Origin of the sequence: Sulfurirhabdus autotrophica, assembly GCF_004346685.1 — a bacterium.
Lineage (GTDB): Bacteria > Pseudomonadota > Gammaproteobacteria > Burkholderiales > SMCO01 > Sulfurirhabdus > Sulfurirhabdus autotrophica.
This window is the reverse complement of sequence record NZ_SMCO01000032.1, coordinates 17,094-27,194: the sequence shown is the minus strand read 5'-3', so window position 1 is coordinate 27,194 and position 10,101 is coordinate 17,094. Positions and strand designations below refer to the sequence as shown.

Sequence of the window (10,101 nt, the reverse complement as noted above, 5' to 3'; positions counted from 1 at the left end):
CCAACACCGCAGGCAGGATTTCCTGCTGGGCAGCCTGTATAAAACACGTAATTTCCAGGCGCATAGATATTGACATTGTGCATAGTCCATGTCTTAGTGGCGAAGGCGGTAGGCGAGGACAAGGTGGCATTAAAAGTGTTATCCGTAACCACTGAAGTGCGATAAGTACCGTCCCATGTAAAGGTTACGTCATTTGTGCCACCTGTCAGCAAATTTCCAGGACTTACTACTGTGAGATTGTTATTGGTCGTGGTCACAACAGGGGTATAAACAGCGTGAGCCGCGCTGGCGCAAAATAACATAGCAACGGCAACGCTCATTGCAGTTTGTTTCAATTGATTCATGATGTTGCTCTCCAATTAATATTATTAGCAAAAAACTATTAAGCGGCTTTGCGTCGTACCAAACCGATCAAACCAAGAAGACCAGAACCGAACAACCATAACGAGGCAGGAGCGGGCACCGCTTGAATGCCATTTATATTGAAATTAAAGCTATAGTTAATAAAAGAACCATCGATCATGCTGGTACCACTAACTGTATCAGCATCAATAGGGGTATCAATTGACACCCCATTCCACACCGTATTGATCGTATTGGAACCACCAGCTTGGAACGGTGATGCGGTGCCAGTAGCGGCCCAGGACTTATTCATGTCCCATAGCAGCACGATGTCTTGATCGGATGAGGTAGACCAGTTCAACAGCATGTGTGCACCAACTTGTCCCGCCCCAACTGTTAAAGTATATGAGGGCCCTACTCCACACGATGGATCGTATGTTGTACTGGCAACACCTCCAGAGGCACAAAGGGTATAAAAAATGTATGTACCGGGAGCGTAGACGTTCATGTGGTGTACCTCCCATCTTTTTCCACCGAAGGGTGTCAGTGAAGACAGAGTCGCATTGTATAAACCATCCGTTGCTACTGAAGTGCGATAGGTTCCGTCCCAAGTAAAATTTACTTCATTGCTGCCACCGAGCAAGCCATCACTTGTACTGTTCATGGTAAAGTTATTGCCGGTGGTGCTCACTATGGGGGTATACACAGCTTGTGCCGTGCTAGCGCAAAATAACATAGAAACGGCAACGCTCATTGTCATTTGTTTCAGTTGACACATGATATTGCACCCCAATTGATAATATCAACAAAAACTATTAAGCAGCTTTGCGTCGTGCCAAACCGATCAAACCAAATAGACCTGAACCTAAAAGCCAAACGGCAGCGGGTACAGGGACAGGCGATATAGTTCCTTCAAGATACAAAGAGTACCCTTGAAAAGGGCCGTTAATTAGCGTATTTCCTTTGACATTATTCAAGTCTCCATCCAACGCAACAATCTCGCCATTGGCGCCTAAAGGCAGAGAAAGTTGTGTATAGGTGCTGGTTGTGAGGCCGACAGAATTAGTCCACAGGAAATTTCCAGATGCTGAAATGGTGGAGTCTGGGTTTGTCGCAAAAGTTAAATTGGTAATTGACCAGTTATAACCGGCACCAAGCAAGGCATGGTTGCCAATAATGTCGTTAGCTGTTCCAGTGGATATATCCAACAAAGTGGTAAGAGTTTTATCAATTTCACCTAGGGATGAATTGCAGCTAGGACACTGTGCATTTACAAATGCTGGGCTACCATTTGCACCCAACATGTATAACGAGCCTGTAAACTGAGTTAAAGCTGCTGAAGCATCAATTGTGGCTAAGGACAATAAAGCTGTTAAAACAAATTTTTTCATACCGTTCCTCTTGCAATTTAGTTAGTTAAAACTTTCCAACTTCAGAAGCTTGAATCCGTCTTAAGCGTTATCAAACTACCATTGCTTTACTCAATTCTATCTTGATAAGAGCTAGCTTAAACTTAAGGTTAATCTAGCTCTTATCAAGCAATATTTATGCCATAATTTTTATTATATATAGAACAATGACATGAAATCACAAGATAGACATGATTGTAAAATTTTTCGACATTTATTTTAAAGAAAGTGTTAGATGCTATTGAATTAATTTCATTTTCTAAAGAAGCTATAGCGTGCAGTGGCTTTATAAATTCCTACAAAATTTAACAAGACAGTGCTTGTAAAATATACCGACAGAATCAACAGCTAAAATGATGGAATTCGATATAAATATAAATAAGTTGACAATTTAATTAACCTTTTTAACCCTTCCTTTATATCAGATCGTGATTCATTCAGGAAATATTAAACCAAGAAAATTACATTTTTAAAAAATAATTATGCCTTTATGCTATTCAAAACAATGCTGCTACAATCAACTATTTCTCCGAAAGAAAACTTATGTCTCGTCTGGCAGTTATTCTCGGTGCAAGTATCTCTGGTCTTTTAGCTGCCAGAGCACTTGCACCCCATTTCGAAAAAATCATACTGCTAGAACGGGATACTCTCCCAGCCAAGGCCGAATACCGCAGCGGTACGGCACAAGCCCAGCATGCCCATATACTGTTGTGGCGGGGACTGATTGGTCTAGAACAGCTATTTTCCGGATTCACAGATACACTGATCAATGCTGGCGGGGTTATGACCAATGCTACCCGTGACTGGTATACCCTGTTTCCAATGGGTGCATTCCCGCATTTCGATTCTGATTATGAATTTCTTTGTGCCAGCCGGTCGCTGATCGAACATACACTACGCACCACATTGCTTGAGCAGTACAGCAACATCACCATACAAGACAACACTGCAGTCACCGGGGTCAAACTCTCAGCTGATGTACCTCCACAAATCAGCTTGCTCCCCGTGGGCGAAAAAACCACTCCTGCCAACTGGACAGCAGACCTTGTTGTAGATGCCACTGGTCGAAACAGCCGCGCGCCCAACTGGCTTCTACAACAAGGCTTTGGCAATGTACGGGAAACAATGGTAAAGCCTTATCTGGGATACGCCACACGCCTTTACAAAAAAGTCAGCATGCATGCTGGCATCCGGGCGACCGTTGTCATGGCAAAAGATCCCGACATGACACGGGGCGGAGTGTTATTCCCCATCGAAAATGATCAATATATTTGCACGCTATACGGTTTTTCAAAAGATTACCCCCCCTACAGATGAAACCGCATTTCTTAACTTTGCAAAAAGCCTGCGCTCCGACATCATTCACCAGGGTATCGCAAACGCCGAGCCACAAAACCAGCCGAAAGCGTTTGTAAAAAATGAAAGCACTTATCGGTACTACGCAGAAGCAGGAAAATGGCCACAGGGTTTTCTTGTCACGGGTGATGCAGTTTGCAGCTTCAACCCGATCTACGGCCAAGGCATGACCGCTGCCCTGCTGGCGGCTGAATCTCTGGCCAAATCAGCTGCACATGGAAATTCGGATAACACAGCCTGGGTAAAAAATGCTCAAAGAAACATTGTGCAAGCCTACCGTTCACCCTGGACTATATCAACCAATGAAGATCTGCGCTGGCCAGCAACCGAGGGACCTAAAACTGGTGTTGCATTACGTACTATGCACAAATTTTCAAATCTGATCGGCATTGCCGCGGCGCACAATCAGCATGTTGCCTATACGTACATTCAAGTACTGCATATGACTGCCACCCCTGCCGCATTGCTCACACCCTTAATGCTTGCAAGAATCCTGAAGTCTGGATTAAGAAAAAAATCTCGATTATAAAGTGGCACTATCTGGTCATTCGCTCATATCTGTTCTTGAGAGTACAACAAACCTGCTCTCTCACCTATTACAGCCCCAGATCCTCCATTAAGTTGGTTGGTGTGAGTGCAAACAGCCTACTGGATAGCACCATTACCTGACATTCATTATTAAGCAAACCCACTAAGTGGGTTAACGCTATTTAACCACTCAATCTCCTGTAACACCATAGACAACATACGGCAAGCCCGCATGGAAGCCAACAAAAAAAATGGCCTGCATCAAGCAGAGCAAGCCTGAAAAACTCAATATCTATAGCTGAGACATTGGCGCATTTTATCGTTTACCAAATGCAAACAAGCACGCGATGCCATATCCAACTTATTACACAATGTAAGAAATGATATTCATCTACGCTACTACAAACATTCATATATTGACTATATAGTTTAGGACAAGTGAGTAAACAAATAAATACATAAAATTCAAAATGAATCTTATAAAAACTTGTTTCACCTCGAACAAGAATATTAGGGAAATAAAGAGGTAAAAGTAGCATGTATTTTTATCTGCTTCAGTTTTTACATAAGGATTTTCTTTACTAATTTAGATATTCGATAAAGGAACTGTAATGAAACATAAAAGAGTATTTGGCGAGCAGGTTTCTGATGATGACATCCTTGTTTTTTCGAAGGAGATCGCCGATGGTCAAACCATCAAGTTAGAGGATTTTTCAAACGATGTCTACCTGGACGAAGTAATCGATAAACCATGGGGATTTGAACATCGTGTGTATGCCGACTTACTGTTAGATGTATGGAGACTTTCAGTCACAACCGGCCAATCAACTTCGATGCACTGCCACCCCCGAAAGGAAACTGTGCTCATATGCTTACAAGGGGATATCCGCGTAAATTTTATCCGATCATCCCATCTCTTAAAGCAAGGCGATTTTATTTCGATTCCGAAAGGTGTGTTTCATTCAACCGATAGTATTGGGGAATCCACAGCTGAACTGATCGAGGTTGAAACACCACGCAATAAATTTGATCTGGTGCGCACTAAAGACAAATATGGCAGACAAGGACAATTTTATGAAAAAACTAAAAGCCTTCAGCCAATTTGCCCTATGAGCTCTGACTCACTTCAACCACACGCAAAAATGAGATCAAGCGACTTGCATGGAGACTTTTATTTCAGCATAGCTCCTGGGCATGGGATCAATACAGAACTCCAGTTTAATCCTGAATTTGCAATTTCATTGGCCCTTGAAGATGCCATAAAACAGAAGATTGAAGTCATTTCCTTAACTAGTGACTTTTCTGGTCAATTAGGAAATCAAACCCCTTATCTTGTAGTCAGTCGCAACCAGACTTGATTTGCCAAGCACGGGCAAATTATCCAAAACCGTTTCACCATTTTATCAACCCAAACCAAAAGGAAATATCATGTTTAACGCAGTTATTATTACCGGCCCTGGATTTCAAGATCATGACGTCATCTATACTTATTACCGACTCAAGGAAGAAGGATACAACGTTGACGTTGCCACAAAGGAAGGAAAGCCAGTTATCGGAAAATACGGCGTACCATTACCCATGGATAAAACCGCGAAGCCAAACATCCCTTTCACAGATTTGTCGACAGATAAATACGATGTCGTTATTCTTACTGGCGGACACGAAGCGCCTGACAGAGTGCGCCAAGACAAGAACGTCACTGATTTTGTCAAAGCAATGGATGACGCAGGAAAAGTAGTAGCTGGTTTATGCCATGGACCTTGGATCATGATTTCAGCCAAGGTACTGAGGGGCCGGGATGTATGTGCCTATATCGGCATGGTAGATGATATGGCCAATAGCGGCGCCAATGTCATCGATGCAAAAGTCATTATCGACAAAAACATCATTACCTGCTCATATTATGGTTATGTAGGCGAATTTATGCGTGCGGTATTTGATACGGTTGAAAATTACGCAACCAAATCAACATCTCAACCAGCCCTGAGTGCTGCCTAAATACACCCCAACTGAGGAGAGATAGTATGTCAAAAGTCTTCGCATTTGACTTCGACGGCTTGCTCGTCGACGGATTAAATGAATGCGTTCTCGTCAGTTGGAATGGCTTCCACAACAAGGGGATCGAGCATTTCGGACCCGAAGGATTGGATGCCATTCCGGCGAGTTTTATCGATACATTCAAGAACCATCGTAACTTCTCCAGGCACCTTGGCCATTTCATTACGCCATTTTATGCGCATAAGCATTTCAAGAACCAGATAGATTTTGATGACGCCTACTCACAAATCGATGAAAAAGTCGTAAATGGCTTTGTCGAACGAGTTAATTTGTATCGAAAAGCAGCCAGGCAAACGCAGTACAAACAATGGATACAGTATCATTCATTTTACACAGGCGTAGAGAATCTGCTTAAGGATATTTCTTATCCAATATATATAGTTACAGGCAAGGATGCCACATCTGTCAGTGAAATTTTACAATATTCAAACATCCATATTCCATCAGAAAAAATATTCGGGGAGTGCCGGGAAAAAGTCAACGTTTTGCGCAACATAGCACAAATGGAACATGCCAAAATGAGCGAAGTTTTATTCTTTGATGACAACATCACGAATGCAATTAATGCACATAAAAACGGGTTCAATTCTTATTGGGCAACGTGGGGTTACAACGCGCCTGATCACTGGGATATCGCAAAAGAATCCGAAGTACCTATCATTTCGCTTCATGACTTTCACGAAATGGGCTTAGTTGAGGAGGTCGAAACTTGAAGTTTCTGCATTCGATGATAAGAGTCGTCGATCTGGATGCATCGCTAAAATTTTACGGCGATGCGTTAGACCTCAAACTCATCCGACACAAAGACTATCCAGATGGCCAATTCAGTCTGTATTATTTCGCGAGTGAGGCGGGGGCCCCCGAAATTGAGTTAACACACAACTGGGATAGCACCACCTACTCCAATGGAACCAATTTCGGCCATCTGGCATTCAGCGTAGACGATATTTATTTATTTTGTCATCGCTTACAACAGGCAGGCGTTATTATTCTTCGCCCGCCACGAGATGGAAAGATGGCTTTCATAAAAGATCCTAACGGAATATCCATCGAGTTACTGCAAGAAGGGTGTGCTTTGCCACCCAGGCAACCCTGGTTATCAATGCAAAATTCTGGCAGTTGGTAATAAGCTTTATTTGCGGGCGGCGTTACCTTTCAACTTGGCCACAACCGGTACCTCTCGTTCCACTGAAATGTTTTTGCGATTAGCGAGTTCATCCACCATGAAATCGACAAACGCGCGAACTTTTGTGGATTGATGTCGATTCTGCGGATAAAGTATGGAAAATGCACGAGAGCGCCCGCCAAATGGCAATAATATTTCAATCAACTCACCCTTCTTGGTGTTTTCTTCCGCAATGAAGTGATAAATCTGAAACAATCCTCCACCTGCTCTGGCGTAAGTTACGCACCCTAGCACATCTTCGGAACATCGGACGTGGCTATCAAATGAAAAATCTACTTTGACACCATCATTATTGAATATCCATGGCATTGCCTTGCCAGTACTGGGCAACACAAATTGTATGCATTCATGCTGAGTCAAATCCTCCAGGTTTTGAGGAACACCCCTCCGTTTAAGATAGTCTGGTGTCGCAAAAACACCGAGCGTCGCATCCTCAAGCTTGCGTGCAACCAGACGTGAATCCGTTTGCGTACCCAAACGGATTGCCAAATCATAACCCTCTTCAACAAAATCAATATTACGATTTGAGATATTGATTTCCACTATTATTTTTGGATAAAGCACTCTGAATTTCGGTAACAGCGGTAGCACACGATGATGCCCATAAGTAGTAGGTACACTGATTCTTACTATCCCGGAGGGAGACTCCTGCTGGCTGGAAATCGCATTCTCTGCCTCTTCAATTTGAGTCAATGCCTCACGACATTTTTCGTAGTAGAGGCGACCACCTGACGTGAGACGAATTTGCCGCGTGGTGCGAGCAAACAAACGTACGCCGAGGCGCTCCTCAATACGACGAACAGAACGGCTTACCGCTGCTGGCGTCACACCAAGAGATTCAGCAGCGGAAGTAAAACTTTCCAACTCCGCTGCTTTGCAGAAAAGTTGAATGCTTCCTAGCTGTATGGCACTTGAATCTCTGCTCATAAATTACATTATGTAATAAGTGAAATAAAGTAAATCTAGTTTATTCCTCATACAACTTTCAGTAAAGTCCATTGTCATGGGTGTATGTTCACCCATTATGATTAATCAGCAAAAGGACAAACAAAATGAGCCATCGCATACTGATGATAGTTACCTCAAATTCCACAATGGGTAATAGCGGTAAAACAACTGGAATCTGGGCAGAAGAACTGGTAACACCCTATTATATTTTTCTGGATGCCGGCATCGAAGTCGAGATTGCTTCTCCTAAAGGTGGCAGCGTGGCATTTGACCCGTCAAGCATCAAACCAATAGGGCAAAACGAAGCAAATATTGAACGCTTTCTAGCCGACCCTTTTGCTCAGCAAAAAATTATCAAAACCATTACAACCGCAGCTGTCGACACTTCCATTTTTGATGCAGTGTTCTTTCCTGGCGGTCATGGCACGATGTGGGACTTGCCTAATGACTCAGGCGTTACCCGTGCAGTGGAAGCCGCATTTGCCGCGAACAAAATCATCGCCGCAGTATGCCATGGCCCGGCAGGACTAGTGACGGCCAAACGACCAGATGGAAAATCAATATTATCAGGGAAAAAAGTCAACTGTTTTACCGATGATGAAGAAGCTGCGGCCAACTTGACCGATATAGTGCCATTCAAACTTGAAACACTCATACGTGAATTAGGTGGCAAGTTTGAAAAAGCGCCTAATTGGCAAGAGTTTGCTATACGCGATGGCCAACTGATCACCGGCCAAAATCCAAACTCATCAGTCTTGGTTGCGCAGCATGTTCTCGTTGCATTAAATATCGCCAAGTCCGTTAAAGCGGCCTGATCTCAGAAAACCAGTTAAACCTCAGGAAAAAATCATGCTTAAAAAACTTGTGATTTTTGGCATTTTAATTATTACCTCAATTCACGCATTTGCTACAGGGTTAGAGCTCAACACCCCCTATCCTGTAAAAAAGCGGGTATTGATGATTGTTACCTCCAATTCAAAAATGGGTGACACCGGCAAGGCCACAGGAATATGGGCAGAAGAGTTGGCCACTCCCTATTACATCTTTATGGATGCTGGAATTGAAGTCGAGATTGCCTCTCCGAAAGGAGGCAGGGTGTCTTTTGACCCCGCAAGTTTGAAGCCAACAGGGCAGAATGAAGCGTCCATCGAGCGCTTCATGTCCGACCCCGTCGCGCAACAAAAGGTCACACACACTTTAGTTGCGGCATCTATCGATGGGACTGGATTCGATGCCTTGTTTTTTCCTGGCGGACATGGCGGAATGTGGGATTTACCGGGTGATGCCGGTGTAACCAACGCTGTTGAAGCTGCATTTGCTGCAAATAAAGTCATTGCTGCTGTGTGCCATGGACCTGCAGGACTAGTGACCGCCAAACGACCAGATGGAAAATCCATATTGTTCGGGAAACAAGTCAATGGCTTTACTAATGATGAAGAAACTGAAGTAAAGCTTTCTGATGTGGTGCCATTCAAACTTGAAACTCGTTTGCGCGAGCTTGGTGGAAAGTTTGAAAAAGCGCCTAATTGGCAGGCATTTGTAGTGCGCGATGGGCAGTTCATCACCGGCCAGAATCCAAACTCAGCAGCGCTGGTAGCAAAAAATGTTGTTTCTGCGATAAAAAGGCCCCAAACGAGTAATGAAAATTCATCCAACCCTCTCAAATAATCCAATTAATTTTTCAAAAAACAAGGAAAAAATCATGCTTAAAAAAATTGCAATCACCAGTGTTCTTATTCTTACGTCAGCCAGTGTTTTTGCTAAAGGTTTTGAACTCAGCAGCCCTGACATTCCAAATGGGAAAGCAATAGCCAAAACTTTCACGTTTAACGGATTTGGTTGTACCGGTGAAAACATATCCCCAGCCCTGAGTTGGAAAAACGCACCTGCTGACACGAAAAGCTTTGCAGTCATGGTACACGACCCAGATGCCAAGACAGGTGGTGGCGGTTTTCGCCACTGGGTAGTTGTTAATTTACCCTCAAGTGCAACAGGTATTGCCAAAGGTATGGGCAAAACAGGCGTCACTACTTTACCTGATGGCGGTGAACAAATTACCACCGACTTTGGTACTCAAGGCTGGGGAGGGCCATGCCCACCTATGGGTGACGCACCGCACCATTACCAGTTTACTGTCTACGCACTAAAAGTAGACAAACTGGAACTACCGCTAAATGCTACTGCTGGCTTGGCTGGTTTCATGGTAAACATGAATTCAATTGGAAAAGCCAGCTTTATCAGCACATACGGACGTTAATTGAATTAAATTCAAAG

General features: G+C 43.5%; 13 protein-coding genes. 9 read left to right on the top strand and 4 right to left on the bottom strand.

Annotation, left to right across the window (positions count from 1 at the left end; all coding sequences use genetic code 11):
* From EDC63_RS17590 to EDC63_RS18920, 3 genes are all read right to left on the bottom strand, one after another.
* On the bottom strand, nt 1-344 hold a 344-nt coding region (locus EDC63_RS17590; protein ID WP_132920974.1), incomplete at its 3' end, for a hypothetical protein.
* A gap of 38 nt (nt 345-382) precedes the next feature.
* Entirely contained in the window at nt 383-1,102 is a 720-nt protein-coding gene (locus EDC63_RS17585; protein WP_165923035.1) for a PEP-CTERM sorting domain-containing protein, read from the bottom strand.
* Nucleotides 1,103-1,157: 55 nt separating this feature from the next.
* A complete protein-coding gene (locus EDC63_RS18920) occupies nt 1,158-1,733 on the bottom strand; it encodes a VPLPA-CTERM sorting domain-containing protein (RefSeq protein ID WP_223248252.1) in 576 nt (191 codons plus the stop codon).
* 561 nt (nt 1,734-2,294) lie between these two features.
* Between EDC63_RS18920 and EDC63_RS17575 the strand changes: the two genes are divergently transcribed.
* The 6 genes from EDC63_RS17575 (at nt 2,295) to EDC63_RS17550 (ending at nt 6,819) form a co-directional block, all read left to right on the top strand.
* Nucleotides 2,295-3,068 (top strand): FAD-dependent oxidoreductase, encoded by a 774-nt coding sequence (locus tag EDC63_RS17575; protein WP_124946105.1) that lies wholly within the window; start codon nt 2,295-2,297, stop codon nt 3,066-3,068.
* Complete coding sequence (locus tag EDC63_RS17570; RefSeq protein WP_124946106.1) at nt 3,010-3,636, top strand: hypothetical protein; 627 nt, start codon at nt 3,010-3,012, stop codon at nt 3,634-3,636. The genes EDC63_RS17575 and EDC63_RS17570 overlap by 59 nt, the downstream gene beginning before the upstream one ends.
* A 610-nt stretch (nt 3,637-4,246) precedes the next feature.
* Nucleotides 4,247-4,993, top strand: a complete 747-nt coding sequence (locus EDC63_RS17565) for a cupin domain-containing protein (RefSeq protein ID WP_124946107.1) — start codon at nt 4,247-4,249, stop codon at nt 4,991-4,993.
* A gap of 70 nt (nt 4,994-5,063) precedes the next feature.
* On the top strand, nt 5,064-5,633 hold the full coding sequence (locus tag EDC63_RS17560; protein WP_189836502.1) for a type 1 glutamine amidotransferase domain-containing protein: 570 nt from the start codon (nt 5,064-5,066) through the stop codon (nt 5,631-5,633).
* Between the two features lie 26 nt (nt 5,634-5,659).
* Entirely contained in the window at nt 5,660-6,406 is a 747-nt protein-coding gene (locus tag EDC63_RS17555) for an HAD family hydrolase (RefSeq protein WP_124946108.1), read from the top strand.
* Nucleotides 6,403-6,819: a VOC family protein gene (locus EDC63_RS17550; RefSeq protein ID WP_124946109.1), complete on the top strand. Its 417-nt coding sequence runs from the start codon at nt 6,403-6,405 to the stop codon at nt 6,817-6,819. The genes EDC63_RS17555 and EDC63_RS17550 overlap by 4 nt, the downstream gene beginning before the upstream one ends.
* A 6-nt stretch (nt 6,820-6,825) precedes the next feature.
* Here EDC63_RS17550 and EDC63_RS17545 read toward each other — a convergent pair whose 3' ends face one another.
* Nucleotides 6,826-7,806, bottom strand: a complete 981-nt coding sequence (locus EDC63_RS17545) for a LysR family transcriptional regulator (protein WP_124946110.1) — start codon at nt 7,804-7,806, stop codon at nt 6,826-6,828.
* A 125-nt stretch (nt 7,807-7,931) separates the two neighbouring features.
* On the opposite strand from EDC63_RS17545, the gene EDC63_RS17540 reads away from it, so the two are divergent.
* Genes EDC63_RS17540 through EDC63_RS17530 form a run of 3 tightly spaced genes read left to right on the top strand, consistent with a single transcriptional unit; the run spans nt 7,932 to nt 10,084 of the window.
* On the top strand, nt 7,932-8,642 hold the full coding sequence (locus tag EDC63_RS17540; protein ID WP_124946111.1) for a type 1 glutamine amidotransferase domain-containing protein: 711 nt from the start codon (nt 7,932-7,934) through the stop codon (nt 8,640-8,642).
* A 34-nt stretch (nt 8,643-8,676) separates the two neighbouring features.
* Nucleotides 8,677-9,495 (top strand): type 1 glutamine amidotransferase domain-containing protein, encoded by an 819-nt coding sequence (locus EDC63_RS17535; RefSeq protein ID WP_124946112.1) that lies wholly within the window; start codon nt 8,677-8,679, stop codon nt 9,493-9,495.
* A gap of 34 nt (nt 9,496-9,529) precedes the next feature.
* Nucleotides 9,530-10,084 (top strand): YbhB/YbcL family Raf kinase inhibitor-like protein, encoded by a 555-nt coding sequence (locus EDC63_RS17530; protein WP_124946113.1) that lies wholly within the window; start codon nt 9,530-9,532, stop codon nt 10,082-10,084.
* Nucleotides 10,085-10,101 lie beyond the last annotated feature (17 nt).

Bases quoted from the DNA above. Each gene is read 5' to 3' on its own strand.
- EDC63_RS17585 (WP_165923035.1), bottom strand. From the start codon at position 1,102: ATGACAATGAGCGTTGCCGTTTCTATGTTATTTTGCGCTAGCACGGCA.
- EDC63_RS17565 (WP_124946107.1), top strand. From the start codon at position 4,247: ATGAAACATAAAAGAGTATTTGGCGAGCAGGTTTCTGATGATGACATC.
- EDC63_RS18920 (WP_223248252.1), bottom strand. From the start codon at position 1,733: ATGAAAAAATTTGTTTTAACAGCTTTATTGTCCTTAGCCACAATTGAT.
- EDC63_RS17535 (WP_124946112.1), top strand. From the start codon at position 8,677: ATGCTTAAAAAACTTGTGATTTTTGGCATTTTAATTATTACCTCAATT.
- EDC63_RS17575 (WP_124946105.1), top strand. From the start codon at position 2,295: ATGTCTCGTCTGGCAGTTATTCTCGGTGCAAGTATCTCTGGTCTTTTA.
- EDC63_RS17545 (WP_124946110.1), bottom strand. From the start codon at position 7,806: ATGAGCAGAGATTCAAGTGCCATACAGCTAGGAAGCATTCAACTTTTC.
- EDC63_RS17540 (WP_124946111.1), top strand. From the start codon at position 7,932: ATGAGCCATCGCATACTGATGATAGTTACCTCAAATTCCACAATGGGT.
- EDC63_RS17570 (WP_124946106.1), top strand. From the start codon at position 3,010: ATGATCAATATATTTGCACGCTATACGGTTTTTCAAAAGATTACCCCC.
- EDC63_RS17530 (WP_124946113.1), top strand. From the start codon at position 9,530: ATGCTTAAAAAAATTGCAATCACCAGTGTTCTTATTCTTACGTCAGCC.
- EDC63_RS17560 (WP_189836502.1), top strand. From the start codon at position 5,064: ATGTTTAACGCAGTTATTATTACCGGCCCTGGATTTCAAGATCATGAC.
- EDC63_RS17555 (WP_124946108.1), top strand. From the start codon at position 5,660: ATGTCAAAAGTCTTCGCATTTGACTTCGACGGCTTGCTCGTCGACGGA.